The sequence below is a fragment of the Emcibacter sp. genome, assembly GCF_048269205.1.
GTDB lineage: Bacteria > Pseudomonadota > Alphaproteobacteria > Sphingomonadales > Emcibacteraceae > Emcibacter.
In genome coordinates this window covers 133,932-159,436 of record NZ_JBLXJC010000001.1, presented here as the reverse complement: position 1 = coordinate 159,436, position 25,505 = coordinate 133,932, and the positions used below count along the sequence as shown (strand labels likewise).

General features: G+C 57.0%; 27 protein-coding genes. 7 read left to right on the top strand and 20 right to left on the bottom strand.

Annotated elements, in window-relative coordinates:
• The first annotated feature begins 42 nt into the window (after positions 1 to 42).
• Positions 43 to 480 (top strand): GFA family protein, encoded by a 438-nt coding sequence (locus ACN0YD_RS00755; RefSeq protein WP_417316727.1) that lies wholly within the window; start codon positions 43 to 45, stop codon positions 478 to 480.
• A gap of 47 nt (positions 481 to 527) precedes the next feature.
• On the opposite strand, the gene ACN0YD_RS00750 is transcribed toward ACN0YD_RS00755, so the two are convergent.
• From ACN0YD_RS00750 to ffh, 11 genes are all read right to left on the bottom strand, one after another.
• On the bottom strand, positions 528 to 2,330 hold the full coding sequence (locus ACN0YD_RS00750) for a M2 family metallopeptidase (protein WP_417316726.1): 1,803 nt from the start codon (positions 2,328 to 2,330) through the stop codon (positions 528 to 530).
• Between the two features lie 67 nt (positions 2,331 to 2,397).
• Positions 2,398 to 4,218, bottom strand: a complete 1,821-nt coding sequence (locus ACN0YD_RS00745; RefSeq protein WP_417316725.1) for a DUF885 domain-containing protein — start codon at positions 4,216 to 4,218, stop codon at positions 2,398 to 2,400.
• Between the two features lie 155 nt (positions 4,219 to 4,373).
• A complete protein-coding gene (locus ACN0YD_RS00740; protein WP_417316724.1) occupies positions 4,374 to 5,393 on the bottom strand; it encodes an aspartate-semialdehyde dehydrogenase in 1,020 nt (339 codons plus the stop codon).
• 45 nt (positions 5,394 to 5,438) lie between these two features.
• Entirely contained in the window at positions 5,439 to 6,536 is a 1,098-nt protein-coding gene (gene leuB, locus ACN0YD_RS00735; RefSeq protein WP_417316723.1) for a 3-isopropylmalate dehydrogenase, read from the bottom strand.
• A 27-nt stretch (positions 6,537 to 6,563) separates the two neighbouring features.
• Positions 6,564 to 7,178: a 3-isopropylmalate dehydratase small subunit gene (leuD, locus tag ACN0YD_RS00730; RefSeq protein WP_417316722.1), complete on the bottom strand. Its 615-nt coding sequence runs from the start codon at positions 7,176 to 7,178 to the stop codon at positions 6,564 to 6,566.
• A 13-nt stretch (positions 7,179 to 7,191) separates the two neighbouring features.
• A complete protein-coding gene (leuC, locus tag ACN0YD_RS00725; RefSeq protein WP_417316721.1) occupies positions 7,192 to 8,589 on the bottom strand; it encodes a 3-isopropylmalate dehydratase large subunit in 1,398 nt (465 codons plus the stop codon).
• A gap of 171 nt (positions 8,590 to 8,760) precedes the next feature.
• Complete coding sequence (gene rplS / locus ACN0YD_RS00720) at positions 8,761 to 9,144, bottom strand: 50S ribosomal protein L19 (protein ID WP_417316720.1); 384 nt, start codon at positions 9,142 to 9,144, stop codon at positions 8,761 to 8,763.
• A gap of 93 nt (positions 9,145 to 9,237) precedes the next feature.
• A complete protein-coding gene (gene trmD, locus ACN0YD_RS00715) occupies positions 9,238 to 9,996 on the bottom strand; it encodes a tRNA (guanosine(37)-N1)-methyltransferase TrmD (protein ID WP_417316719.1) in 759 nt (252 codons plus the stop codon).
• 29 nt (positions 9,997 to 10,025) lie between these two features.
• Positions 10,026 to 10,577: a ribosome maturation factor RimM gene (gene rimM / locus ACN0YD_RS00710; protein WP_417316718.1), complete on the bottom strand. Its 552-nt coding sequence runs from the start codon at positions 10,575 to 10,577 to the stop codon at positions 10,026 to 10,028.
• A 45-nt stretch (positions 10,578 to 10,622) separates the two neighbouring features.
• Positions 10,623 to 11,123: a 30S ribosomal protein S16 gene (gene rpsP, locus ACN0YD_RS00705; protein WP_417316717.1), complete on the bottom strand. Its 501-nt coding sequence runs from the start codon at positions 11,121 to 11,123 to the stop codon at positions 10,623 to 10,625.
• A 122-nt stretch (positions 11,124 to 11,245) separates the two neighbouring features.
• Complete coding sequence (gene ffh / locus ACN0YD_RS00700) at positions 11,246 to 12,616, bottom strand: signal recognition particle protein (protein WP_417316716.1); 1,371 nt, start codon at positions 12,614 to 12,616, stop codon at positions 11,246 to 11,248.
• A 281-nt stretch (positions 12,617 to 12,897) separates the two neighbouring features.
• On the opposite strand from ffh, the gene ACN0YD_RS00695 reads away from it, so the two are divergent.
• The 6 genes from ACN0YD_RS00695 to ACN0YD_RS00670 all read left to right on the top strand — a co-directional run bounded on the left by ACN0YD_RS00695 (position 12,898) and on the right by ACN0YD_RS00670 (position 18,782).
• Entirely contained in the window at positions 12,898 to 13,566 is a 669-nt protein-coding gene (locus tag ACN0YD_RS00695; protein ID WP_417316715.1) for an outer membrane protein, read from the top strand.
• 13 nt (positions 13,567 to 13,579) lie between these two features.
• The gene (locus ACN0YD_RS00690; RefSeq protein ID WP_417316714.1) at positions 13,580 to 15,016 is read left to right on the top strand and encodes an SLC13 family permease; all 1,437 of its coding nucleotides are present in this window, start codon (positions 13,580 to 13,582) and stop codon (positions 15,014 to 15,016) included.
• A gap of 61 nt (positions 15,017 to 15,077) precedes the next feature.
• Positions 15,078 to 15,953, top strand: a complete 876-nt coding sequence (gene dapF / locus ACN0YD_RS00685) for a diaminopimelate epimerase (protein WP_417316713.1) — start codon at positions 15,078 to 15,080, stop codon at positions 15,951 to 15,953.
• Positions 15,953 to 17,260, top strand: a complete 1,308-nt coding sequence (gene mtaB / locus ACN0YD_RS00680; RefSeq protein ID WP_417316712.1) for a tRNA (N(6)-L-threonylcarbamoyladenosine(37)-C(2))-methylthiotransferase MtaB — start codon at positions 15,953 to 15,955, stop codon at positions 17,258 to 17,260. Before dapF ends, mtaB begins: the two co-directional genes overlap by 1 nt.
• A gap of 9 nt (positions 17,261 to 17,269) precedes the next feature.
• Positions 17,270 to 18,208 (top strand): signal recognition particle-docking protein FtsY, encoded by a 939-nt coding sequence (ftsY, locus tag ACN0YD_RS00675; protein ID WP_417316711.1) that lies wholly within the window; start codon positions 17,270 to 17,272, stop codon positions 18,206 to 18,208.
• Between the two features lie 4 nt (positions 18,209 to 18,212).
• Positions 18,213 to 18,782 (top strand): septation protein A, encoded by a 570-nt coding sequence (locus ACN0YD_RS00670; RefSeq protein WP_417316710.1) that lies wholly within the window; start codon positions 18,213 to 18,215, stop codon positions 18,780 to 18,782.
• On the opposite strand, the gene ACN0YD_RS00665 is transcribed toward ACN0YD_RS00670, so the two are convergent.
• The 9 genes from ACN0YD_RS00665 to ccmC form a co-directional block, all read right to left on the bottom strand.
• Entirely contained in the window at positions 18,771 to 19,340 is a 570-nt protein-coding gene (locus ACN0YD_RS00665) for an NUDIX domain-containing protein (RefSeq protein WP_417316709.1), read from the bottom strand. The two genes, ACN0YD_RS00670 and ACN0YD_RS00665, sit on opposite strands and share 12 nt — an antisense overlap.
• Positions 19,341 to 19,357: 17 nt before the next feature.
• Positions 19,358 to 19,726, bottom strand: a complete 369-nt coding sequence (locus tag ACN0YD_RS00660) for a hypothetical protein (protein ID WP_417316708.1) — start codon at positions 19,724 to 19,726, stop codon at positions 19,358 to 19,360.
• Between the two features lie 127 nt (positions 19,727 to 19,853).
• Positions 19,854 to 20,972, bottom strand: coding sequence for a c-type cytochrome biogenesis protein CcmI (gene ccmI / locus ACN0YD_RS00655; RefSeq protein ID WP_417316707.1), 1,119 nt, complete (start codon positions 20,970 to 20,972; stop codon positions 19,854 to 19,856).
• Complete coding sequence (locus ACN0YD_RS00650) at positions 20,972 to 21,442, bottom strand: cytochrome c-type biogenesis protein CcmH (RefSeq protein ID WP_417316706.1); 471 nt, start codon at positions 21,440 to 21,442, stop codon at positions 20,972 to 20,974. The genes ccmI and ACN0YD_RS00650 overlap by 1 nt, the downstream gene beginning before the upstream one ends.
• A complete protein-coding gene (locus ACN0YD_RS00645; protein WP_417316705.1) occupies positions 21,439 to 21,978 on the bottom strand; it encodes a DsbE family thiol:disulfide interchange protein in 540 nt (179 codons plus the stop codon). Before ACN0YD_RS00645 ends, ACN0YD_RS00650 begins: the two co-directional genes overlap by 4 nt.
• Positions 21,968 to 24,001 carry a heme lyase CcmF/NrfE family subunit gene (locus ACN0YD_RS00640; protein ID WP_417316704.1) on the bottom strand — a complete coding sequence of 678 codons (2,034 nt, stop codon included), beginning with the start codon at positions 23,999 to 24,001 and terminating at the stop codon, positions 21,968 to 21,970. Before ACN0YD_RS00640 ends, ACN0YD_RS00645 begins: the two co-directional genes overlap by 11 nt.
• Positions 23,998 to 24,501, bottom strand: a complete 504-nt coding sequence (ccmE, locus tag ACN0YD_RS00635; RefSeq protein ID WP_417316703.1) for a cytochrome c maturation protein CcmE — start codon at positions 24,499 to 24,501, stop codon at positions 23,998 to 24,000. Before ccmE ends, ACN0YD_RS00640 begins: the two co-directional genes overlap by 4 nt.
• Positions 24,502 to 24,506: 5 nt before the next feature.
• Entirely contained in the window at positions 24,507 to 24,689 is a 183-nt protein-coding gene (gene ccmD / locus ACN0YD_RS00630) for a heme exporter protein CcmD (protein ID WP_417316702.1), read from the bottom strand.
• Positions 24,686 to 25,417 (bottom strand): heme ABC transporter permease CcmC, encoded by a 732-nt coding sequence (gene ccmC / locus ACN0YD_RS00625; RefSeq protein ID WP_417316701.1) that lies wholly within the window; start codon positions 25,415 to 25,417, stop codon positions 24,686 to 24,688. The genes ccmD and ccmC overlap by 4 nt, the downstream gene beginning before the upstream one ends.
• Positions 25,418 to 25,505: the final 88 nt, after the last annotated feature.

Below are 25,505 nucleotides of genomic sequence, written 5' to 3'. Positions count from 1 at the left end.
CTTCGGGGCTTTCTTTTTCCCTGGCTACAGGTGACATAAGAGATGACCCTTCATACACATCACGGCCGCTGCCATTGCGGCAATATCGACTATGACTTTGTGACGTCACATGATGTCGCGGAATTGACCCCGCGCCGGTGTGGCTGTAGCTATTGCCGCAAACTACCAGCCCGGCATCTGGCCGATCCGGCGGGCGAATTGCATATTCGCTATCAGGATGAAACACGGGTCGGCCGCTATCGTTTCGGCCAGAAGACCGCTGATTTCGTCTTTTGCGCCACCTGCGGGGTGCCGCCCTTCGTCCTGTGTGAAACGGAAGGCCGGCTTTACGGCGTTCTCAACGGCAATACCCTTGATGACGCCGCTCGCCTGGCGGAACCCCAGGGCCTGCATGACTTTGACGGCGAAGGCAGCGGCGACCGGCTGGAGCGCCGCAAGAAAAACTGGATCGGCAAAGTGACGATCAATTCTTCCCAATAAAAAAGCAGGCCCGAAGGCCTGCTCCTGAAATCTTCCTGTGATCAGACTTACCAGCCGCAGTTGCGGCCTTCATTCTGTTTATCGAGCCACGCCTGAAGCGGGGCGAAATATTCCAGAACGGCGCTGCCGTCCATCTGGCGGGTGCCGATGAAAGCTTCCAGCGCATCAGGCCAGGGCTTGCTCTGGCCCATTTCCAGCATGGCGTTGAATTTCTCGCCCACTTCCTTGTTATTATAAATGGTGCAGCGATGCAGCGGTCCCTTGAAACCTGCCATTTCACAGGCGGCTTTATGGAACTGGAACTGCAGGATATGGGCGAGGAAATAACGCATGTAGGGGGTGTTGCCCGGAATATGGTATTTGGCGCCCGGATCGAAAGCGTCTGCCGGACGTTCCACCGGCGCTTTAACACCCTGGTATTTCTCGCGCAGGTCCCACCAGCCACTGTTATAGGTATCCGGGGTCAGTTCGCCGTTGAATACTTTCCAGCGCCACTGGTCAACCATGAGGCCAAAGGGCAGGAAGGCCACCTTGTCCAGGGCCCGGCGCATCAACAGGCCGATATCCCCCTCGGCGGAAGGCTCCTTGTCAATCAGGCCGATCTGTTTCAGGTAAGCCGGTGTGATGCTGAGGGCGATGGTATCGCCAATGGCCTCGTGGAAGCCGTCATTGGCGCCCCCCTGATACAATATGCTCTGGTTCTTGTATGCGCGCTGGTAGTAGTTGTGACCCAGTTCATGGTGCACCGTCTCGAAATCGTCGGCGTTGATCTGGGTGCACATCTTGATGCGGATATCATCCTTGCCGTCAATGTCCCAGGCGCTGGCATGGCACTGCACATCCCGGTCCCGGGGTTTAGTGATCAGGGAACGTTCCCAGAAAGTATCCGGCAGGGGATCAAAACCAAGGGAAGAGAAGAAATTCTCGCCGGTCTTGACCATCTTGAGTTCATCATAGCCCTTGGTCTTGAGGCGGGCGGTCAGGTCGTAACCCACACTGCTCTCGCCCGGGGAAACGATGTCATAGATATTGCCCCACTGCTGGGCCCACATGTTACCAAGCAGATGAGCCGGGATCGGTTCGTCCTGGGGCACGATCTCCTCGCCGTATTTTTCACCCAGCTTGGCCCGCACATGGCAATGGAGGGAATTATACAGAGGCTTGACCTGTTCCCACAAGCGGTCGGCTTCGGCCCGGAAGTCATCCGCCGGCATGTCATACCCGGCGCGCCACATGGCGCCCACATCCTTGTAGCCGAGCTCCTTGGCGCCCTTATTGGCGATCTCCACCATACGGGCGTATTTCTCTTTCATGGGCGGGGAAACAGTGCGCCAACCGGTCCAGGTATCCAGTAGTTCAGCCGGGTCACGGCTTTCCGCCATGGCCTGGATCAGTTGCCGGTCGTTGCGCCCGTCCGGGTGTTTGCCGGTGGCATACATGGCATCCAGATCCGATGTCAGCTGGGCCAGTTCCTTATTTTCCGCCTCATTGACCGGCGCTGGCAGGGTGATGCCCAGTTTCAGGATTTCCAGCTTGCGGCGGGTATCGGCATCCACCTCAATGTCATTGAATTTCTTGGCTTCATTGGCGAATTTTACCGCCATCGCCGTCACATCCGCGCCAACCTTGGCCACCAGTGCATTTGTATCCTGGGTCACGAAATTGGCCTGAACCCAGTAAACCCTGGAGACGAAGGGATAAAATTCCTCATATTCCTTTTCCACCATGGCAACAAATGCCTTGGCATCGTTGGCGGAAACCTGTTCGGTTTTTACGCCCTCATTCGCGGGAGAACAGGCGCCAAGTACCAGGGTCAGCGCCGTTGTGCCGGTCAGTAAAATCTTTTTCATTTTTTGCTCCTTTTATCCTCCATAAGAAAAAACGGGCGCCCAAGAGCGCCCGCTTCCTTCAGCTTTTTCAGCCTTTGTTTTCTGCGATATAGTCGTCAACCAGCTTTTCCAGAACGGATAGCGGCAACGCGCCGCTGGTCAGCACAACATCATGGAACGTGCCGATGTCAAACTTGCCGCCCAGTTCCTTCTTCGCCTTTTCGCGAAGCTCCAGAATCTTCAGCATGCCGACTTTGTACGCCAGGGCCTGACCGGGCCAGACCATATAGCGTTCGATTTCAGACACCACATCGGACATGGCCTGACCAGTGTTTTTATACATATAGTCGATGGCCTGTTCCCGGGTCCAGCGCTTGTAATGCATGCCGGTATCCACCACCAGACGCACAGCGCGGAACAGCTCCGCCTGCAGACGGCCGATGTCGCTGTAGGGATCTTCCTGCAGGCCAAGCTCCTTGGCCACCCGTTCAGAATAAAGGGCCCAGCCCTCCACATAGGCGGTAAAGAACATATATTTGCGGAACAGAGGCACGTCCTTCAATTCCTGGGCAATGGCGATCTGGAAGTGATGGCCGGGCACCGCCTCGTGGTAAGCCAGGGTACGCATGCCGTACTTTGGCGTTGCCTTGATGTCATACAGGTTGGCCCAGAAAATACCGGGGCGGGAGCCATCCAGTGCCGGATCGGTGTAATAGGCCCCGGGGGCTGATTTTTCACTGAATTCCGGCACCCGGCGGACTTCCACACCCATTTTCGGCTTTACATTAAAGACGTCCTGGACACGCTGGTTCACCTCGGTGATGATCTTGCGGTAATCCGCCAGGATCTGGGCCCGGCCCGCATCATCGTCAGAATAATAAAAGCGCTCGTCCTCGGCCAGTTCCTGGATCAGGGCTTCAAAGCCTTTGGAAGTATCGTACCCCTCGCCTTTCAGGATACCCAGTATTTCACCCTGGATACGAGCCACTTCGGAAAGACCGATATTGTGGATCTGTTCCGGGGTCATGTCGGTGGTGGTCATGCTGGCGACCATAGCCTTGTAATAATTGTCGCCGTCCGGGAATTTCCAGACCCCCGCATCATTGGTCGCCTTCTTGATCAGTTCTTCATGATAGGCGGTCATTTTTTTGAAGGCGGGGTAAACCGAATCCGTAATAGCGGCTTTGGCGCGGGCCAGCAGTGATGCCTTGTCCTCGTCACGCAGTCCCTCTACGCCGTCAAGCTTGCCGGCAAAAGTGACATAGAGCAGGTCTTCCTCCGGCTTTTTAGCGGTATAGGCCTTCCCGGTCTCAATAACCTTTTCCATCAGAACCCTGGGCAGGATAATGCCCTTCTTTGCCTGGGCCTTGATCCGGTCCAGATACTGATCAAACTGGTGGCCGGTGGCTTTAAGCCGGGCAATATAGTCCTCTGCATCTGCCGTGCTGTTCACCGCATGGAAATTGCTCAGGAAATTGGGAAAATCAATCAGCGGGCCGCCATTCTGGGCCTGGACATAACCGTAGTTGTCATATTTGTGCAGACGTTTGGTCCGCTGCATGTCCCAGGTCAGCAACTCCTTGGACAGTTTCTGGCTGTCACTGAGCTTGCTTTCGTCATAGGACTTGAGATGTTCAAAATTCTCCATCTCCATATTGAACATCTTGTCCCGATGAGCCTGGGACACGTCGTCCAGCTTGTCATGACGCCATTCTTTGCCCTGGGTCTCCATATAGCGGGTATAGGTCAGGCCTTCCGGCGTTTCCATGATGGCTTCGTCAAAATAGGCCGCGAAGAAATCGTCGATATTTTCCGGCGCTTTCTCCATGGCGAAGGCGGATGCGGCAGTCATCACAGACCCGATCACGCCGATAAACAGGCTTTTCCGTAGGTAATTGGTTTTTATCATCTTGTTCGTCCCCTTGTTTAGAACCGACCGACCCTAGCAGGCTGTGCTGTTCTGGCGAACCCCAAAACGACAGATTGTATAAAAAAAGGGACGAGTGAAACTTCACCCGTCCCTGTTCAGCATAAAATTTTGAAAAAGCGATATATTGCCCTACATTATGCTTTTTTCAGATGGTTGTTGCAGAGGCTTTCCGCAATCTGCACCGCATTGAGGGCCGCACCTTTCAGCAGATTATCGGCAACGCACCAGAGATTCAGCGTATTGGGCTGAGTCTCGTCTTCGCGAATACGGCTCACATAGGTGGCGAATTCACCGGCGGCCTCGATCGGGGTGATATAGCCACCGTCTTCCCGCTTGTCGACCACCATCAGGCCAGGCGCCGTGCGCAGCAGCTCACGGGCGTCGTCGGCACTCAGCGGCTTCTCAAATTCAATATTCACGGCCTCGCTGTGACCGAGGAACACGGGCACCCGCACACAGGTGGCTGTGAGTTTGATATCCGGGTCGAGGATTTTCATGGTTTCGACAACCATTTTCCATTCTTCCTTGGTGTCACCATTGTCCATGAACACGTCGATATGGGGAATCACATTGAAGGCGATCTGCTTGGGATAAACTTCCGGCTCAATGGGGTCATTGACAAAAATCGCCCGGGTCTGGGACCACAGTTCATCCATGGCCGCCTTGCCGCTGCCGGAAACAGACTGATAGGTAGAGACCACCACCCGCTTGATTTTCGCACGGTCGTGCAAAGGCTTCAGGGCCACCATCAACTGGGCTGTGGAACAGTTGGGGTTGGCAATGATATTTTTCTTTTTATAGCCGGCAATGGCATCGGCATTCACTTCCGGCACCACCAACGGCACGTCCGGGTCCATGCGGAAATGGGAACTGTTGTCAATCACCACACAGCCCTGCTTGCCGATTTTCTCGCCAAAGGCCTTTGACACGCTTCCTCCGGCGGACATCAGGGCGATATCCGTGTCGGAGAAATCATAATCATCGAGACATTTGGTCTTAATGGTCTTGTCCCCGAATGTCACTTCCTGGCCAATGGACCGGCGTGACGCCAGCGGGACCAATTCGGAAATCGGGAACTGGCGCTCGTGCAATATATTGAGCATCTCCCGGCCGACATTTCCTGTCGCACCTACGACAGCGACTTTATAGGACATTGTTACTTTCTCCTGAGTTTAATAAATTCTTTTTTCGGCGGCCCTTCAGCCGTTCAGTTTTTCCATTTCGCGCAGAATGCTGTCTCCCATCACAGATGTAGAGACCTTGGCCTTGCCCGGCTGCATGATATCGGCCGTACGAATGCCGCCTTCCAGCACGCCGCCGACGGCCTTTTCAACGAGATCCGCTTCCGCGCCGAGATCAAAGGTATAGCGCAGCGCCATGGCCAGGCTGAGGATGGTGGCGATGGGATTGGCCACACCCTGTCCGGCAATATCCGGGGCGGAACCGTGCACCGGTTCATACATGGCCCCGCCGCCTTTCACGCCAAGGGAGGCAGAAGGCAGCATGCCGAGCGAACCGGTCAGCATGGCCGCCACATCACTGAGCATGTCGCCAAACAGGTTATCGGTAACAATCACATCAAACTGCTTTGGCTGACGCACCAGCTGCATGCCGCAGTTGTCGGCCAGCATATGTTCCAGCTCCACTTCCGGGTAATCTTTGGAAACCACTTCCACTTCTTCGCGCCACAACAGGCCGCTTTCCATCACGTTGCATTTTTCCGTGCTGGTTACCTTGCCACGCCGTTTGCGGGCCAGATCAAAGGCCACATGGGCAATGCGACGGATTTCACTGGTGGTATAGACCTGGGTGTTGACACCCCGGCGTTCCCCGTTCGGCAGGTCTTCAATACCGCGCGGTTCGCCGAAATAGACCCCGCCCACAAGTTCGCGAACGATCATGATGTCGAGACCGCTGACCAGTTCCGGCTTCAGGCTGGAGGCATCCACCAGCGGCTCGAAGCAGAGCGCCGGGCGCAAATTGGCAAAAAGATCCAGTTCCTTGCGCAAACGCAGTAGGCCTGCTTCCGGACGCTTGTCATAATCCGTGTCCGCCCACTTGGGACCACCAACGGCGCCCAAAAGCACGGCATCCACCTGCCGGGCCTTTGCCAGCGTCTCGTCAGCCAGCGGCACACCGTAGGCATCATAGGCGCAACCACCAACCAGGTCCTCGGCGATGTCAAACTTCAGACCGCGATTGGCGGCCAGCCAGTCAATCACCCTGCGGGCCTGTTCCATGATTTCCGGTCCGATACCGTCGCCGGGCAGGATAAGAAGGGAATGGGTTTTGCTCATAATGCCTGTACTTTCTGCTGTGTCCGCCTAGGCCCCGTAAAGCCAGGGCTGGGACGCTTTCTGCTGTGCTTCAAACGTGTCGATCTTTTCAGACTTTTCAAGGGTCAGGCCAATATCGTCCAGACCGTTGAGCAGACAATGCTGCCGGAAGCTGTCCACTTCAAACGTCACCTTGCCGCCGTCGGGACCAGTGATTTCCCGGTTCTCAAGGTCCACGGTAACAATGGCATTGGCGCCGCGCTCCGCATCCTCCATCAGCTTGTCGACAATCTCCTGCGGCAGCTTGATGGGCAGAATGCCATTCTTGAAACAGTTGCCGTAGAAAATATCCGCAAAACTGGGCGCAATCACAACACGGATGCCCTGATCCAGGAGCGCCCAGGGGGCATGCTCGCGGCTGGACCCACAGCCAAAGTTATCCCCGGCGATCAGAATCTGCGCATTGCGGTAGGCCGGTTTGTTGAGCACAAAATCCGGATTTTCGCTGCCGTCCTCGTTATAGCGCATTTCCGCAAAGGCATACTTGCCCAGCCCCGTGCGCTTGATGGTTTTCAGATACTGCTTGGGGATGATCATGTCCGTATCCACATTGATCATCGGCAGGGGGGCAGCCACGCTGCTGATTTTCGTAAATTTATCCATGGTCCTGCCTTCCTTACAATTTCCGTGCGTCTGTCAGATGACCGGTAACCGCGGCGGCGGCAGCCATGACCGGGCTCAGAAGATGTGTCCGGCCTTTATAGCCCTGGCGTCCTTCGAAATTCCGGTTGGAGGTAGAGGCGCAACGCTCATAGGGTTCCAGCCTGTCTGCATTCATGCCAAGACACATGGAACAGCCCGGCTCACGCCATTCAAAACCGGCCTCGATAAAGATTTTGTCGAGGCCTTCCTCTTCCGCCTGGTGTTTGACCAGACCGGAGCCCGGCACCACCATGGCCGAAACATGATCGGCAACCTTGCGTCCTTTGGCAATTTCGGCAGCCGCGCGCAGGTCCTCAATCCGGCTGTTGGTACAGGAGCCGATAAAGACCTTGTCCACCTGGACCTCTTCCAACGGTGTCCCGGGCTCGAGCCCCATATAGTCCAGCGCCCGCTCCATTGCCGCCCTGCGCTCACCTTCCAGAGCGGCGGGGTCAGGCACTGCAGCGGTAATGGGCAACACGTCCTGCGGACTTGTCCCCCAGGTCACCTGCGGCGCGATGTCCTCGCCCTTCAGGAAAACTTCATTGTCATAGGCCGCGCCCTCATCGGTTTTCAGGGTTTTCCAGTAAGAGACAGCCTGCTCGAATGCTCCCCCCTTGGGGGCATAGGTCCGGCCCTTCACATAGTCGAAGGTTTTTTCATCAGGTGCCACAAGACCGGAGCGGGCCCCGGCTTCAATGGCCATGTTGCAGAGGGTCATGCGGCCTTCCATACTGAGACCCTCGATCACAGAACCGGTGAATTCGATCACAAAGCCCGTGCCGCCGGCAGTACCTATTTCGCCGATCACGGCCAGCGCAACGTCCTTGGCGGTTACTCCTGCACCCAGTTCGCCCGATACATCAATACGCAGGTTTTTCGCCTTGCGCAGGATCAGGGTCTGGGAAGCCATGACATGTTCCACCTCGGATGTACCGATGCCGAAAGCCAGGGCGCCGAAAGCCCCGTGGGTGGAGGTATGACTGTCGCCGCAGACCAGAGTGGTCCCCGGCAGGGTAAAGCCCTGTTCCGGACCGATCACATGCACGATACCCTGACGGATATCGGTCATGGGAATATAATTGACCCCGAACTCGGCACAGTTTTTCTCCAGGGCAGCCAGCTGGATGGCGGACTGTTCTTCATTTTTGGCTGTCGCCCGGTCGGCAGTGGTGGGGACATTGTGATCCGGAACGGCAATCATGGCTTCGGGGCGGCGCAGCTTGCGACCGGCCATACGCAGCCCCTCGAAGGCCTGCGGACTTGTCACTTCGTGAATAATCTGCCGATCAATATAGACCAGGCAGTTACCATCCTCTTGTTCATCCACCAGGTGGATGTCCCAGATTTTGTCATAAAGTGTCTTCGCCATTTTAAACTCTTTCTTCAGCTTCTGGCTCCGGCGCGTTCCGGAGCGCCGGTTCCCACTGACCGGCCGCCGACATTGTATAAAATCAGGTACGAAAAAAGCGAGGTCCGAAAATCGAACCCCGCTTCCTGGGGCTCTTTAGACGCGGCCCCGAAATCATTATAAAATGATCGGTTATGCGCCAGGCTTCTTGGTAAGCCAGTCTTTTTTCTCAGCAATACGGGCTTTCTTGCCGCGCAGGGCGCGCAGGTAGTAAAGCTTCGCACGACGTACCTTACCACGGCGAACAACCTCGATGCTGTCCACATTGGGAGAATAGAGCGGGAATACACGCTCCACACCTTCACCGTAGGAAATCTTGCGCACGGTAAATGAAGAATTCAGACCGCGATTGGAACGGGCAATGCATACACCCTCATAGGCCTGGACACGCTCGCGGTTGCCTTCAACCACTTTCACGTTTACCTTTACGGTATCGCCCGGAGCAAATTCCGGCACTTCCTTGCCTTCGGTCAGTTTCGCGATTTGGTCTTTTTCAAATTTTTCAACAATGTTCATTGTTCTTCTCTTTAACGTTCGTCTCCCAGAGGTTCCAAGCCATCATTTCATTCGGAACATTCAGAGATCATTCAGGTGGGACCATCGTCCCGTTCAGTCGTCTTCCGCAGCGTCCATATCATTCTTTCCACTGCGGTGCAAATATTCTTTCCACAGATCCGGCCTTCTTTCACGGGTCAGCCGTTCCGACTGCTCCTGACGCCATGCCCTGATCCTTCCGTGATGCCCGGATTGCAACACTTCCGGGATTTCACGCCCTTCCCACACCTTGGGTCGGGTATAGTGTGGATACTCCAGTAACCCCGCTTCAAAACTCTCTTCATTCAGGGTCTCCGGCTGCCCGATCACCCCGGGAATCAGGCGCACAACAGAATCCATAAGGGCCATTGCCGCCAGTTCACCGCCGGAAAGCACAAAATCTCCGAGGCTCACCTCCTGAATATTTCGCGCTTCCAGCACCCGCTCGTCTATGCCTTCAAAACGACCGCAGACAAGCGTTATACCTTTTTTACCGGCCAGTTCCCGGGCAAGCTCCTGATCCAGGGCCCGCCCGCGCGGGGAAAGATAGACCACAGGCCAGTCTTCCCCGTCCATATTTTCCGGCCGGTCCGCAAGCGCCACATCAATGGCCTCGCCCAGCACATCGGCCCGCATCACCATACCCGGGCCGCCGCCTGCCGGCGTATCGTCCACCGTATGGTGTTTGTCATGGGCATGGTCGCGGATATTCATCACATCCATGCGCCATAAACCCTGGTCCAGCGCCTTGCCGGCCAGCGAATGACCAAGAGGCCCCGGAAACATTTCCGGATAGAGGGTCAGGATCTGCGCCTGCCACAGGGGCTCTGTCATGCCTCGCCTCTCTTTCCGTTCGGAACTGCTCACTCTTCCCGGTCGCCAAAGGCCTCGCGATCCACGACCACATAGCCTTCTTCCATATTCACTTCCGGGACAAACTCCCCGGAAAAAGGATACAGGGTTTTGCCCTTCTTCCCGTCATTCAGAGCCGGATCAAGCGCCACTTCCAGAAGATCGCCGGCGCCGAAATTAAACACCGCCGCCACTTCACCGAATGGCTCTCCCTTTTCATCCCGGGCGCTGAGGCCGACAAGTTCCTCGTAATAGAAACTGCCTTCCTCTTCCAGGTCCGGCAGGGCCGATTTTTGCACATAAATCTTCTGCCCCTTGAGCGCCAGCGCCCGGTCCCGGTCACTGATGCCTTCCAGCCGGGCGGCAATGCCGCCCTTGATATTGTGCAGAAGCTGGATTTTATGCTTCTTGCCCCGGGGATGTTCCTCTGTAAACAGAGTCACAGGCCCATAGTCTGCGACAGAAGCAATATCCTCGGTAAAGACCTTGAGCCGGACATTTCCCCGGACCCCCTGAGCGCCGGTGATGGCGGCAACACAGACCCATTCGGGCCCAACCGCCACCTCTGGCTTTTCAGAAGTCCTATGGGAAGGTCGACCAACCATGCCTTATTCAGACTTGGCTTCTTCCTCGGCAGCAGCCTCCTCAGCCGGTGCTTCCTCTGCTGGAGCCTCTTCGGCAGCAGCTTCCTCGGCGGGAGCTTCTTCTTCAGCAGGAGCAGCTTTGGCTTCGGCCTCTGCAGCGGCGGCTTCTGCAGCAGCAGCGGCAGCAGCTTCCTCTTTCTCTTTCTTCTCTTCGATGCGCTCCAGGGCTTTCTGGCCAGGCTTGCCTTTGTTCGGATTGTTTTTGGCATCGCGCTTCAGAATACCTTCGGCGTCCAGGAAACGATGTACCCGGTCAGTCGGCTGTGCGCCCTGGCCCAGCCAGTAGGTCACACGCTCGTTCTCCAGGGTGAGACGCTGGTCAGAATCTTTCGGCAGCAGCGGGTTGTAGGTGCCCACTTTTTCGATGAATTTACCATCACGGGGAGAGCGGGAATCGGCAACCACGATACGGTAATAAGGACGTTTTTTAGCACCACCGCGTGCCAGACGAATTTTCAAAGACATTGATGTCTTCCTTTCTTTATTTACTTCAATTCAAAAATTACGATTTAGCGACAAAGCCGCTGTTTTTCTATTTGGCCGGAGAATTATTCCGGAGAATTATTCCAGTGAATTACTCCGGTGAATTACTTTGGCAGCAGATTCTCCATACCCGGGGGAAGCTGGCCGGGCAGAGGCATACCCCCGCCTTTTTTGCCCATCTTGCCCATTTTCTTCATCATCGACGCCATCTGTTTCTGCATCTTGACCAGCTTGTTGATCTCCTGCACGGAAACACCGGCGCCGGCGGCAATTCTTTTCTTGCGGGACGCATTCAGCAGGCGCGGATCGGTCCGCTCCTTCGGCGTCATACTGTTGATGATCGCTTCCTGACGGGCCAGAAGCTTGTCATCGATATTGGCTGACGCCATCTGTTTCTGCATCTTGCCGAGCCCCGGCAGCATGCCGAGTACGCCGGACATTCCCCCCAGTTTCTTCATCTGGCGCAACTGGGAGCGCAGGTCGTCAAAGTCGAACTGGCCCTTTTTCATCTTGCGGACCATCTTCTCGGCTTCTTCCGCCTCGATGGTTTCGGCCGCTTTCTCTACCAGGGAGACCACATCGCCCATGCCCAGAATGCGAGAGGCCACACGCTCCGGATGGAATTCCTCCAGGTCGTCAATCTTTTCGCCCACACCCACCAGCTTGATGGGTTTGCCGGTCACGGCACGCATACTGAGCGCCGCACCGCCGCGGCCGTCACCGTCCATACGGGTGAGGATCACTCCTGTCAGGCCGACCTGGTCACTGAACTGCCGGGCCACATTGACCGCATCCTGACCGGTCAGCGCATCGGCCACCAGCAGGGTTTCGTGGGGGTTGACTTCGTTACGGATGGCGATCACTTCCGCCATCAGGCTCTGGTCCACATGCAGACGACCCGCCGTATCCAGCATGACCACGTCAAAGCCCTGAAGCTTGGCCGCCGTCATCGCCCGCTTGGCGATATCCACCGGCATCTGGCCGGCAACGATCGGCAGGGTGGCGACGCCGGTCTGTTCCCCCAGAATCTGCAACTGCTCCATGGCCGCCGGACGACGCACGTCAAGGGAGGCCATCAGGACCTTTTTCTTTTCCTTTTCCGTCAACCGCTTGGCGATCTTGGCCGTGGAGGTGGTTTTACCGGAGCCCTGCAGGCCAACCATCAGGACCGGTACCGGGGAGGCCGCAGCCAGACTGATGGTTTCGCCCTCGCCACCCAGCATTTCCACCAGCTGGTCGTTGACGATCTTGATGACCATCTGTCCGGGGGTCACCGATTTCAGAACTTCCTGGCCGACAGCTTTTTCCCGGACCTTTTCGACAAAGTCCTTGACCACCGGCAGGGCCACATCGGCTTCCAGAAGAGCAATACGCACTTCCCTGAGGGCGGCGCTAACATCCGCTTCCTTCAGGGCGCCGCTTTTCTTCAGCTTGTCAAATATGCCGCCAAGTTTGTCACTCAGGCTGTCAAACATGATCCGTTTCCACAAAGTAAAATGGCACCAGTGGGCGAAAACTCGCTGACTGGTGGGTATCCCTCAGGTCCGTCGGGGGACACAAAATATCTTTTATCCTCTCGGAATGGGCGGAAATTATGGACTTTGGGCGCAAGAGTCAAGCCCTAACTTCCGGACGACGCAAGTTCCTGTTTCAAGATCGGCAAAAAAATGTAATATGGACACAATTCCGCCGCAGGGACGGCATCCATTGCTCCCCTGCGTTCAAATAAAGAAATAAAGGGAAAATGAAATTGAAAATGTCTGGCTTTTTCACAAAACTTCTCATGATTGCCGGTATCGCCGCGACAGCTCCGGTTTTCTCCTCCACTGCCCTGGCCGGTATGGACGGCACCCCTTTTGACGGGTTTTATCTGGGATTCAGAGGGGACTATTATAAAGAATCCGCCAATGCCAGCTATGAACAGATTGCCGGCAGCAGCACCAGCAACTTTAGTGGTATCGCGAGCGAGGAGTCCGGCACCGGAATTGGCGGCGGTTTTTACGGCGGTTACGGGCTCAGCTTTGGCCCCGTCTTTACCAGCATCGAGGCAGGCTGGGGCCTGTCCGGCGGCACTTCCGAAGTCACTGACGGCACCAACACCTTCGGCGTCAAGGCATCCAACAGCTTTGACATCAACGGCCGGGTAGGCTTCGTTGCTTCCGAGCGCGTTCTTATCTACGGTCTCGGCGGCTATGCGGCGACCAAATTCAACGGCCGCGGCTTTGCCGAAGAGCAGGGCGATCGCCTGAACGGCTTCCGCTATGGCGGCGGCTTTGAAATCGGCCTGTTCGAAAATGTCGCTCTCAGGGCGGAATATACCCGGGCCGAATACGGCAACCTGACTGTCACACAGGGCGTTGACCGCTTTGTCTTTGATCCTTCGGAGCAACGCATCTCCGTAGGCCTTGTTCTGCACATGAACTGACGGCCCGGTTCCGTTGTCCATCAGGGTCTTTAATCTTTTTCTGGGCATTGCCCTTCTGGCGCTTGTGCTGATCCTGCCGGCGCCTGAAGGCATGTCCGAAGCCGCCTGGAAAACGGTCGGTATTGCCGCCCTGATGGCCACCTGGTGGGCAACCGAAGCACTGCCGGTGCCCATAACCTCGCTCATGCCCCTTGTTCTTGTGCCGGCGCTTGGTGTCGCCGGCATGGCGGAGGCCGCCGCTCCCTACGCCCGGCCGACCATCTTCCTGCTGATGGGGGGATTTATCATAGCTACCGGCCTTGCCCGCTGGAATTTGCATCGCCGGCTGGCCCTGCATATTCTGATCCAGGCCGGGACCCATCCCGGCGCCATCATCGGCGGCTTTATGGCCGCCACGGCATTGATCAGCATGTGGATCAGCAATACGGCCAGCGCCATTATGATGATCCCCATTGCCCTGTCCCTGTCGTCCGAACTGATCCATGACGACACACGGCATCATCGCGGCTTCGTGCTCTGCCTGATCCTCGGGATCGCCTATTCCGCCAGCGTCGGCGGACTCGGCACCATGATCGGCACACCGCCCAATCTGTTTGTCGTCAGCTTCATGTCCCAAAACTATGGCGTGGAGATCAGCTTCCTGACCTGGATGATGTTCGGCATTCCCACAGTTCTGATTATGGTTCCCGTTATCTGGTTCGTGCTGACCAGGTGGGCTTATCCCTTTGACCTGCAAGATCTGCCGGCGGCAGAAGACCTGTTCCGTCAGGAACTGGCGGCAATGGGGCCGCTCAGCACCCCGGAAAAAAGACTGGCCTCGACCTTTGCGCTGGTCGCCTTTTTCTGGATCAGCCGTAAATTTCTGCAAGATGAACTGGGGCTTTTTCCCTGGCTCAACGACAGCCTGATCGCCATAACCGGCGCCATTCTCATGTTTGTCATTCCGTCCGGCAGCAAAAATGAAAAAGGCACGGCGCTGCTTGACTGGGACACCGCCATTACCATTCCCTGGGGTGTTCTGCTGTTGTTTGGCGGCGGACTCAGCCTGGCGGCAATGGTCAGCAGCACAGGCCTTGCCCTGTGGATGGGCAACGCCCTTTCCGGTCTGACCACCCTGCATCTGTTCCTGCTTGTGGGCATTCTGATCACCATGGTTATTTTCCTCACCGAATTGACCAGCAATACGGCAACAGTGGCCACTTTGCTGCCTGTTCTCGGAGCACTGGCCGGAGTCGGAAATTTCGATCCCATGATGCTTTTTGTCCCCGCGGCACTGGCCGGAAGTTGTGCCTTCATGCTGCCCGTGGCCACGGCCCCCAATGCGGTGATCTATTCCACGGGCAAGGTGCGGATACCGGAAATGGTCAATGCGGGCTTCCGGCTCAACCTTGTCGGCATCATTATCCTGACTCCGCTCTGCTATTTCCTGGTCCCTGTTATCTTCGGCTGATTCCGTCCCCTAACAACGGTTTTTGGTGGACTTTTCGCCTGCGCGCCCCATATAAGGCGGTATGAGCGAACAGAATCAGATCACACAGGACCCGCGTCCCTTTGTCAAAATGCACGGCCTCGGCAATGACTTTGTCATCATCGACGGCCGCGAGGATCGTTTTGACCTTTCGGCGGACGGGGCGCGCTTTGTCGCCAACCGGCACCGGGGCGTGGGCTGCGACCAGGTGATCACCCTGTGGCCGTCGGAGACGGGCGACGTCTTCATGCGTATCCAGAATGCGGACGGCAGCGAAGTGGGCGCCTGCGGCAATGCCACCCGTTGCGTGGCCCATTTGATGCTGCAGGAATTCGGCCAGGATGACGTGGTCATTGAAACCCTGGCCGGGCTATTGAAAGCAAGCCGCGACGGCCATCAGGTAAAAGTGGATATGGGTAAACCGCAGCTGGACTGGGACCGGATCCCCCTGGCCCGGGAGATGGACACCACGTCGGTAGAGCTGGTTGTCGGCGGGCTCGGCAATCCGGTGACCGTCAATATGGGAAACCCCCATGCTATTTTCTTTGTCGACAGTGTGGACGGGATCGATCTTGCCGAACTGGGTCCGCAGATTGAAACCCACGAACTTTTTCCCGAACGGGTCAATGTCAGCATTGTGGAAAAGCGCGGACCGGGCGACCTTCGTCTCAGGGTTTGGGAACGGGGCGCCGGCATCACCCAGGCTTGCGGTTCCGCCGCCTGCGCCGCCGTGGTGGCCGCCAGCCTCAGGGGCTTTGTGGACCGCAAGGCCGCAATCGAACTTGATGGCGGTATCCTGCAAATGGCCTGGAATGCAGACGACCATGTGATGATGACCGGCGACATCAGCTATGTCTTTGCCGGACATGTCTTTGCCCCCTTCAATCTGGAAGGACCGGACGACCGGGAGAAGGACTGATGGACCGGAACAGGACCAGATCTCCGCAGATAGTGACTTTCGGATGCCGGCTCAATACCTATGAATCCGAAGTTATGAAGACTCATGCCGAGCAGGCCGGACTGGAGAATACCTTTATCTTCAACACCTGCGCCGTGACTGCAGAGGCAACCCGGCAGGCAAGACAGGCGATCCGCCGCACCCGTCGGGAAAACCCCGACGCCAATATTGTGGTCACCGGCTGCGCCGCCCAGATCAATCCGGCCGAATTCGCCGACATGGAAGAAGTCACCCGGGTCATCGGCAACCAGGAAAAACTTCAGGCCAAAAGCTGGCAGGCGATGGATTTCGGCACCGAGGAGGCAGAGAAAGTCCTGGTCAATGACATCATGTCGGTCAAGGAAACTGCCCCACAGCTGATTGACGGATTTGAGGAACGCACCCGCGCCTTCGTCCAGGTGCAGAACGGCTGCGATCATCGCTGTACCTTCTGCATCATTCCCTACGGCCGTGGCAACAGCCGATCTGTCCCCGCCGGCGAGGTCATTTCACAAGTGCAACGACTTGTCGAAAACGGCTATCAGGAAGTGATCATCACCGGAGTGGACATCACCTCTTACGGCCCCGACCTGCCCGGCAAACCGACCCTCGGCAAACTGTGCCAGCAGATCCTGAAACATGTTCCGAATCTGAAACGATTGCGCCTGAGCAGTATTGACAGCATCGAAACCGATGAAGCGCTGTTTCGGGTTATCACCGAGGAAGAGCGCATGATGCCGCATCTGCACCTGAGCCTGCAGGCCGGCGATAATATGATCCTGAAGCGCATGAAACGCCGCCACAGCCGCGAAGACAGCATAGAGTTCGTGACCCAAGTGCGGGCAGCCCGTCCCGACGTGATCTTCGGCGCCGACATCATTGCCGGTTTTCCGACCGAGACCGAGGACATGTTCGAAAACTCCCTGCGTCTGGTCGACGACTGCGACCTGACCTTCCTGCATGTCTTTCCCTATTCGGAGCGCGAAGGCACCCCGGCTGCGAAAATGCCGCAACTGCCCAAACAAATCCGTAAAGACCGGGCGGAACGGCTGCGCCGGAAAGGTCAGGAACAAATGGATCGCTTCATGACCGGCCAGATCGGCCGCGAGGTGGAAATTCTGGTGGAAAAAAGCCTGGACGACGGCGCTTCCGTGATCGGCCATACTGCCCATTTCGCCCCTGCCCGGTTAAACCTGGCCCGGCTCAAGGCCGGTCTTCCGGCCGGCAGCCTTGCCAAGGCCCGTGTTACCGGCTATCAGGATGGGGTGCTGATCTGTGAACCGAAATAAGTGGAATCCATGAGCGAAGAACAGACGAAAAAAGGCTGGTTCGGCCGCCTGAAAGATGGCCTGAAACGCAGCACCTCCGCCCTCAGTAGCGGCATTTCCGGCATTTTCAATAAAAAACGCCTTGATGCCACCACACTGGAGGAACTGGAAGACCTGCTGATCATGTCCGATCTGGGCGTGGAGGTGAGCCGCCGGGTCTGTGATCGCCTCAGGGCCCAGAAATATGACAAGGAAATCAGTGCCGAGGAAGTACAGAAGGCGCTGGCCGACGAAGTTTCGGGCATTCTGGAAGCCGTCGCCAGACCGCTGGAGATCAGGGCGGAAAATAGACCCCATGTGATTTTGATGGTGGGTGTGAACGGCTCCGGCAAAACCACCACCATCGGCAAGCTGGCCAAGCAGTTCCAGAATGACGGCAAGTCGGTGATGCTGGCCGCCGGTGATACCTTCCGTGCCGCCGCCATCGAACAATTGCAGGTGTGGGGCGAACGCAACAATGTGCCGGTCGTCTCCGGCAAGGTGGGCGGTGATGCGGCAGGCCTCGCCTTTGACGCCATCAAGCAGGCCAGGGAACAGAATATGGATGTTCTACTGATCGATACCGCCGGGCGGCTGCAGAACAAGGAACACCTGATGGACGAACTGGCCAAGATCGTCCGGGTCATCAAGAAACATGACGAGACGGCCCCCCATGACACCCTGCTGGTGCTGGATGCCACCACCGGCCAGAATGCCATCATGCAGGCGGAGGTCTTCCAAAAGGTGGCCGATGTGACCGGCCTGATCATGACCAAGCTGGACGGCACCGCCCGGGGCGGAGTTCTGGTCGCCTGTGCGGAAAAATTCGCCCTGCCGATCCATGCCATCGGCGTGGGCGAGAGCATCGACGACCTTCAGCCCTTCAGGGCAGACGATTTTTCACGTATGCTGGTCGGTCTGGAGAGTTAGGGTCATGAATCAACTATACAAGCTACTGATCGAAGCCGGACCATTGGTCATTTTCTTTGTCGCCAATGGACAGGTCGGAATTTTCAGCGCCACGGCCATCTTCATGGTGGTGATGATCATTTCCATGATTGCCTCCAAAATCCTGCTCGGGCAGATTTCCACGATGATGTGGATTTCCGTGGGCCTTGTGGTTGTCTTCGGCAGCGCCACCATCTATTTCGAAGACGAAACTTTCATCAAGCTGAAACCGACCATTCTCTACAGCATGTTTGCCGCCACTCTGCTTTTGGGCACGGCCCTGAAGAAGCCTTTCATTCGCAATGTGATGGAAGCCGGCTTTCCCCCCATGGAGGATATCGCCTGGCACAAGATGAATTTCCGCTGGGGACTGTTCTTTATCGTCTGTGCGCTACTGAACGAATATGTCTGGCGCAATTATTCAACGGATACCTGGATTGCTGCCAAACTGTGGCTGTTCCTGCCGCTAAGTTTTGTCTTTGCCATGGCCCAGCTGCCCTTGATCATGAAGTACCAGAAGGAAGAACCGGCCGAAGACACCCCCTCAACGGACTAGCTTCTCGGTCCCTTCCGGATTGGTGAAGGGGGCAAAGACCTCCCTGTCACGAATTTCCCGGTAGTGCCCCAGCGCCCAGTGCACGCTGGGAAAGGCAATATCGTCCCAGGGAATTTCGTCCCATGTGAACAGGCCAACCTCCAGGCTTTCCTCCCCGGCGGAAAATTTCTTTTCCCTGAGACGGGCCACATGCATCATCTGCACCTGTGAAATACGCGGAATATTATAGACCGCCAGCAGCGCCCTGATTTCAATGTCGGCGCAGGCTTCTTCCCGCGCTTCCCGCATGGCGCCTTCCTCGGTTGTTTCATTCTGTTCCATGAAACCGGCCGGTATGGTCCAGTAACCGCGGCGCGGGTTGATGGACCGGCGACAAAGCAGGAACTGATCCTCCGCGCCTGGTTCATCCTTCCAGATGACAACCGAGCCCACAACGATCTTGGGATTTTCGTAATAGACAAATTCGCAATTGTCGCAGACGTGCCGTTCCCGGTTGTCCCCGTTGGGTACTTTCAGGCTGAAGGAATGATTCCGAGATGGCTGGTTTTCAAATGGCATGCCTAAGGATATCAGGCTCAGATTCTGATATCAACAATCTGGCCAAGTCTTTCAAAGGCAGGCTTGCCCTTGGCGCCGCCGACGCTTTCCCGGAGATTCAGGTTCACTGACGACTGCTTTTTCTCTTCCTCGGAAGTGGCCGCGGAAATGGTCTGCTTCAGCTTGTCCAGATTGCGGGCCCTGAGATCCTCCTGGGATTTTTTCAGGGCGTCCCGGTTCTGGGTTATCTGCTGCTGCCGGTCGGTCTCCCGGGCCTGCTGACGGGCCTCGACCTGCTGTTCCTTGAGCTGCTGCCGGTCCACGAGCTGTTGCTGGGTCTCCCGCTGGTTGTTATCAACCAGGGAACCCAGAGAGGCCAGCAATTGTGAATTCGAAGTAATTTTCATCCGTTCTCAGCCATATTACCCAAGGCGCAAGGCAATCATTGTAATTCCGGAATCTTACCGGAATCTTAAAAATACACGACCGATCATTCTGAAGGGAATTCGTCGACTTCTGCGACTGGCCTGCATTTTACTCGGAATTTTCCAGTTTTTCCAGCTCTTTTTCAAGAACCGCTTTATCACTTTCTGGTGAATATATAAGCGCTTTTTTGTAAGCATCAATAGCCAGGGCGCGTTCTCCCAGTACCTGCCAGGCCCGGCCGAGCCGTTGCCAGCCGGCCCCGTCCTCGGGATTTTCCTCAAGCCGGGCGGCCAATCGATCAACCATGCTGCGGATCACCTGCTGCTGTTCCTCGGGTGCCATATCCTGCACCGCCTGCATCTGATCCCGGTCGATTTCGGGGGCCACAGCTCCGGACTGCAGGCCCAGCTCACGTTCGGTCATGGCGATAACCTCATTCATCTGCCGGGTCCAGGGGGCATCCGGGGCAGACTGCGCGACAATGGATTTCCAGCGCCCCAGCGCCTCTCTCTTCTTGCCGGCCTGATAATCGGTCAGACCCACATAATACTGTACACCCGGGTGGTCGGGATTCTGCGCCAGCACCTTTTCCAGCATATAGAGGGACGCCGGGCTCATCTTGCCATCGGACAGCACAATCAGGCTTTCCATATACATGAGCATCAGATCGAAATTACCGGGGTCCAGCTCCCAGGCGTTCTCGAACGCCGCCGCAGAGGCGGGATAGTTGCCAAGCCTGTTTTCAAACTGGCCCAGGGCCATCCAGCCCACTTTCGAGGAAGGATCCTCCGCCAGCCGGGCCTTGATTTTGGCCACAAATTCCAGAAGTTTCTGATGCCCTTCATCACCCTCGGCCGCAGCATCTTCCTTTTCAGTCGGGAAATCGGGCATACCCGGTGTACCGACCTCCAGATATAGGGCGGCACAGGCCATCATCAGACCGGCAATCAGGATGACTTTTCCGGTGGCCGGTGTCCTGGAAGCTGTTTCCGTATCCTGCCGGTCCGCCGCTTTCAGAAGGCGCCGCTGGATTTCCAGGCGCGCCGTTTCCGCCTCTTCACCGGACAGGCGGCCTTCGGCCACATCCTCTTCCAGTTCCGCAAGCTGAGCCCTGTAGACGGCCCTATCGGGATGTTCGTCTTTCTGCCGCCTTACAGAGCGGAACAGGGGGACAAGCACAAAGGCCAGCGCCAGCACAAGCAGGGCGGCCATCAGAACCCAGTACATCAGCTTTCCTCCCCGTCATGAAGAAGCTTTTCCAGCCGTTCTTCCTCTTCCCGGCTCAGCGGGACGGAGGGCGGGGTGGAAGAAGTTCGTCGTCCCAGATACAATACGACGAAAACCGCCCCGATCAGCAGCAGCGCCAGCGGCGCAACCCACAGCATGAAGGTCTTGCTCTTGAACGGCGGCTTCAGGAGCACCCAGTCGCCATAACGGTCGGTCATATAGGCAAGCACTTCTTCATCTGAATACCCGGCCCGGATGCGTTCCCTGACCACCATACGCAGGTCCTGGGCCAGATCCGCATTGCTGTCGACAATGGACTGGTTCTGGCAGACCAGGCAGCGCAGTTCCTTCATCAGTTCCTGGGCCCGGGCTTCCTGGGCCGGATCCTTCAGGCGGCCATCATCCACACCGATGGCCAACGCCATTTGAGCGCTACAGCAGAGCAGAATTGTCAGAAAAAAAACCCTCACTCGCCTTCACCTTTGAGTCGTTTCAGAACCGGAATAATTTTATCTTCCACTTCCCATTCATGGATGGGGCCGACATGTTTATGCATGATCCTGCCGTTTTTGACGATAAAGGTTTCCGGAATGCCGTAAACACCCCAGTCAATACCGACCCGGCCGGTGACATCCGCCGCGGTCTTCGCATAGGGATCGCCCAGGGTCTCGAGAAAGGCGCGTGAGTTTTCCGGCTCGTCCTTATAGGCTATGCCGTAGATTTTGAGGCCATGTTCGGAGGCCATCCGTTGCAGCTGCGGGTGCTCCACCCGGCAGGGGCCGCACCAGGAGGCAAAGAAATTGACCAGAATGATGTCGTCTTCCGCCGCAAGGTCGGCGGCCACGATACCGTCCCCGTTTCCTGACAGATTGGGCAGGCTGAAATCCGGCACCGGCTTGTCAATCAGGGCCGAGGGGATTTCCCGGGGGTTGAGCGTCAGTCCGACCCCCAGCGCAATGGCCAGGACGACAAAGACGGCAAGCGGCAAAATCGCTTTAAGCTGCATGAACTTTCCCCCCCTTCGCATCCGCCGGAACGGTTGTCTTTTTCCGGCCCGCCGGCACGCCGATGCGGAAACGCCGGTCACTAAGGGAAATCAGGCCACCGATCACCATAATCATGGCCCCGCTCCAGAGCCAGAACTGCAGGGGCTTGTAATAGGCGCGGACCGACCAGCGGTCGCGACCGGCGGCATCCTGCCCCTGTCCCTCCCCGATGGCGACAAAAAGATCGCCGAGGAAAGTGGCATGAATGGCCGCTTCGGTGGTGGTCATCGGCGGGCTCGCATAGGTGCGGCTTTCCGGAATGAGCCGGGTGATCACCTTGCCCGCCTCGTCAGTGACAGAAAATTCCCCGGCAAGCGATGTATAGTTGGGTCCAGCCAGCGGCTTCACCCCGTTGAAGGTGAGCGCATAACCGCCGATTTCAATCTTGTCCCCGGCCACCAGAACATCCAGATGTTCCGTCTGCCAGCTTGAGCTGACCGTGATGCCGAAAATCATCACCGACAGGCCGAAATGGCCAAGAGTCATGCCCCAGCTGGCCCGGGTCTGACGACCGAGACGGGACAGACTGTCGCCAAGGGGGATCCTGAACAACTTGATCCGTTCGGCAAGTTCCACAAATGTCCCAAGCATCAGCCAACTGCCGAGCCCGAACCACAGGGCCGTCAGAAGCGGCCGGTGATTCTCATCATGATGGGCAATGAAATACCCGCCGACCATTACCGCCAACGCCACAAACAACACCAGGCGCATGCGATGCACCACTCCGACAAGGTCCGCCCGTTTCCAGCGCAGGAAGGGGCCGGCTGCCATCATCAGCACCAGAGGAATCATCAGCGAGCCGAAAGTGATTTCAAAATAGGGGGCGCCGACAGAGATTTTCTCTCCGCTGAGCGCATCCAGGATCAGCGGGTACAATGTGCCGAACAGCACCGTCGCTGCCCCCACTGTCAGGAGCATATTGTTCATCACCAGCGCGCCTTCGCGGCTGATGGGGGCGAACAGGCCGCCAGGCTGCAACCGGTCATAACGTAGGGCGTAAAGCAACAGGCTGCCGCCAATGACCAGCAGAAGAAAGATCAGGATAAAGACCCCGCGTTCCGGATCGGTGGCAAAGGCATGAACCGATGTTATCACTCCGGAGCGGGTCAGGAAGGTGCCGAGCAGACTGAAAGAAAAGGCGATGATGGCCAGCAGGATGGTCCAGCTTTTCAGTGTGTCGCGTTTTTCCACCACAATGGCCGAATGCAAAAGCGCCGTCGTCACAAGCCAGGGCATGAAGGAAGCATTTTCCACCGGGTCCCAGAACCACCAGCCGCCCCAGCCCAACTCATAGTAAGCCCACCAGCTGCCAAGCGTGATGCCGATGGTCAGGAAACACCAGGCGATCAGGGTCCAGGGGCGCACCCAGCGGGCCCAGGCCGGATCGACCCGACCCTCCAGAAGCGCCGCCACGGCAAAGGAAAAAGCGACAGACAGGCCCACATAGCCGAGATAGAGAAACGGGGGATGAAAGACCAGTCCCGGGTCCTGAAGCAGCGGGTTCAGGCCGTTGCCTTCCGGCGGCACCGGGAAGACCCGCTCAAACGGATTGGAGGTCAGCAACAGGAAAAGATAAAAGCCAACACTGAGCAACGCTTGCACCGACAGAACCCTGACATAGAGGCTGCGGGGCAGGTTACGGCCGAACAGCGCCACCATAGCGCCGAACAGGGCGAGGATCATGGCCCAGAACAGGATGGATCCCTCATGGTTGCCCCAGACCCCGGCGATCTTGTACAGCATCGGCTTCAGGGTATGGCTGTTGACGGCCACATTTCGGACCGAAAAGTCCGAGGTCACATAGGCGTGCATCAGAACAAGAAAAGCCAACAGCACCAGCAGAAACTGACCGTAGGCCGCGGGGGCGGCAAGCGCCATCAGCCGCTCGTCCTTCCGGTAGCTGCCTGCAAGCGGAAAGACGCCCTGGACCACCGCCAGGGCAAAAGCCAGCACCAGGGCGAAATGGCCGGTTTCCACCATCATTCCGACGCACCTTCGTTTTCATGCTGCCAGAGGCCGCGTTCCTTCAGGCTTTCAGCCACTTCCTTGGGCATATAGTTTTCATCATGCTTGGCCAGAACTTCGCTGGCGATGAAGATACCGTTCGCGTCCAAATGTCCCTCGGCGACTACACCCTGGCCTTCACGGAACAGATCCGGCACCTGGCCGCGGTAAACCACCTGCATGGTTTCGTTACCGTCGGTGACCCGGAACTTATAGACAAGCTCATCGGTACCCCGTTCCAGGCTGCCTTCTTCCACCAGGCCGCCAAGGCGAAAGACCTGGCCGGCCGGAATCTGTCGTTCAATGGCCTCGGTGGGATCATAGAACATGCGAATGCTGTCCTGAAGCGCTGTCAGCACCAGCGCCACCGCCAGCCCCAGTACGGCAAGGCTGGTGACCACAAGATACATGCGACGGCGCTTGCGTGAAGCGGCCCGGCTGCGCGGACCTGGAGCCTGTGTGGCCTGTTCTGCTGTCATCACCTCTACCTGTCTTCCTGTTTCGTTTCAAAATCCCCGGCGGCCCCCGGCCCCACCAGTTCTTCCAGCTGGCGCAATTGCCTGATATCCCGCTGGCGTCCAAACCAGCTTTGCAGGGCAAGTACAATCATCACCGCGGCCGCGATGCCAAAACTTGACCAGACGAAGGCCGCATATTGTCCCATCATTGTCCGCTCCTTGCTGCAAGCTGCTGCCGCAGGGTCCTGATCCGCTTACCCATGATCAGGCTCTGCAACCGCCAGATCAGCACCACGACAAAATAGGCGTTGAAGGCCAGAATCATGATGATCAGCGGCCACAGCATGTCAGGATGAATGCTTGGACCGTCCATGCGGATCAGGCTTGCCGGCTGATGCAGGGTTGCCCACCATTCGACGGAAAACTTGATGATCGGGATGTTGATCACGCCGACAATGGCGACAATGGCGGCAATGCGGGCGGCCCGGGTCTGGTCGTCAATGGCCTGCCACACGGACATATAACCCAGATAAAGAAAAAACAGGATCAGCACCGACGTCAGCCGGGCATCATACCATTCCCAGTAGGTGCCCCACATGGGCTGGCCCCAGAGACTTCCGGTAATCAGGGCAAGCAGGGTGAAAGCCGCGCCGATCGGGGCGGCGGCCCGGGCGGTATAATCTGCCAGGGGATGTTTCCAGATGATGCCGACAATGCTGGCCACCGCCATCAGCACATAGCCAAACATAGACATATAGGCGGACGGCACATGCACATACATGATCCGGAAAGTCGCTCCCATCTGATAATCTTCGGGCGCCACAAAAAGAGACATGTAGGAGCCGACAGAAAGAAGGACGACGGCAAGCGCGATCGCCCAGGGCTGGATCAGTTTACTCAACCGCATAAAGCGGGCGGGATTTGCGAACTTATGCATGATCTGAGGTCTATCGCCAACTTATGTTTTAATCAAGTTTTTTGGACATATTCCCCACATAAATTCACAAACCCCGCCCAAGGGGCGG

Excerpts from the sequence above, each read along its gene's own strand:
- leuC (WP_417316721.1), bottom strand. The coding sequence starts at position 8,589 with ATGGCGAAGACACTTTATGACAAAATCTGGGACATCCACCTGGTGGAT.
- ACN0YD_RS00695 (WP_417316715.1), top strand. The coding sequence starts at position 12,898 with ATGTCTGGCTTTTTCACAAAACTTCTCATGATTGCCGGTATCGCCGCG.
- ACN0YD_RS00670 (WP_417316710.1), top strand. The coding sequence starts at position 18,213 with ATGAATCAACTATACAAGCTACTGATCGAAGCCGGACCATTGGTCATT.
- ftsY (WP_417316711.1), top strand. The coding sequence starts at position 17,270 with ATGAGCGAAGAACAGACGAAAAAAGGCTGGTTCGGCCGCCTGAAAGAT.
- ACN0YD_RS00665 (WP_417316709.1), bottom strand. The coding sequence starts at position 19,340 with ATGCCATTTGAAAACCAGCCATCTCGGAATCATTCCTTCAGCCTGAAA.
- leuB (WP_417316723.1), bottom strand. The coding sequence starts at position 6,536 with ATGAGCAAAACCCATTCCCTTCTTATCCTGCCCGGCGACGGTATCGGA.
- leuD (WP_417316722.1), bottom strand. The coding sequence starts at position 7,178 with ATGGATAAATTTACGAAAATCAGCAGCGTGGCTGCCCCCCTGCCGATG.
- dapF (WP_417316713.1), top strand. The coding sequence starts at position 15,078 with ATGAGCGAACAGAATCAGATCACACAGGACCCGCGTCCCTTTGTCAAA.
- ccmE (WP_417316703.1), bottom strand. The coding sequence starts at position 24,501 with ATGACAGCAGAACAGGCCACACAGGCTCCAGGTCCGCGCAGCCGGGCC.
- rplS (WP_417316720.1), bottom strand. The coding sequence starts at position 9,144 with ATGAACATTGTTGAAAAATTTGAAAAAGACCAAATCGCGAAACTGACC.
- ACN0YD_RS00645 (WP_417316705.1), bottom strand. The coding sequence starts at position 21,978 with ATGCAGCTTAAAGCGATTTTGCCGCTTGCCGTCTTTGTCGTCCTGGCC.
- ccmC (WP_417316701.1), bottom strand. The coding sequence starts at position 25,417 with ATGCATAAGTTCGCAAATCCCGCCCGCTTTATGCGGTTGAGTAAACTG.
- rpsP (WP_417316717.1), bottom strand. The coding sequence starts at position 11,123 with ATGTCTTTGAAAATTCGTCTGGCACGCGGTGGTGCTAAAAAACGTCCT.
- ACN0YD_RS00755 (WP_417316727.1), top strand. The coding sequence starts at position 43 with ATGACCCTTCATACACATCACGGCCGCTGCCATTGCGGCAATATCGAC.
- trmD (WP_417316719.1), bottom strand. The coding sequence starts at position 9,996 with ATGACAGAGCCCCTGTGGCAGGCGCAGATCCTGACCCTCTATCCGGAA.
- ccmD (WP_417316702.1), bottom strand. The coding sequence starts at position 24,689 with ATGATGGGACAATATGCGGCCTTCGTCTGGTCAAGTTTTGGCATCGCG.
- ACN0YD_RS00640 (WP_417316704.1), bottom strand. The coding sequence starts at position 24,001 with ATGATGGTGGAAACCGGCCATTTCGCCCTGGTGCTGGCTTTTGCCCTG.
- ccmI (WP_417316707.1), bottom strand. The coding sequence starts at position 20,972 with ATGTACTGGGTTCTGATGGCCGCCCTGCTTGTGCTGGCGCTGGCCTTT.
- mtaB (WP_417316712.1), top strand. The coding sequence starts at position 15,953 with ATGGACCGGAACAGGACCAGATCTCCGCAGATAGTGACTTTCGGATGC.
- ACN0YD_RS00750 (WP_417316726.1), bottom strand. The coding sequence starts at position 2,330 with ATGAAAAAGATTTTACTGACCGGCACAACGGCGCTGACCCTGGTACTT.
- ACN0YD_RS00740 (WP_417316724.1), bottom strand. The coding sequence starts at position 5,393 with ATGTCCTATAAAGTCGCTGTCGTAGGTGCGACAGGAAATGTCGGCCGG.
- ACN0YD_RS00660 (WP_417316708.1), bottom strand. The coding sequence starts at position 19,726 with ATGAAAATTACTTCGAATTCACAATTGCTGGCCTCTCTGGGTTCCCTG.
- ACN0YD_RS00745 (WP_417316725.1), bottom strand. The coding sequence starts at position 4,218 with ATGATAAAAACCAATTACCTACGGAAAAGCCTGTTTATCGGCGTGATC.
- ffh (WP_417316716.1), bottom strand. The coding sequence starts at position 12,616 with ATGTTTGACAGCCTGAGTGACAAACTTGGCGGCATATTTGACAAGCTG.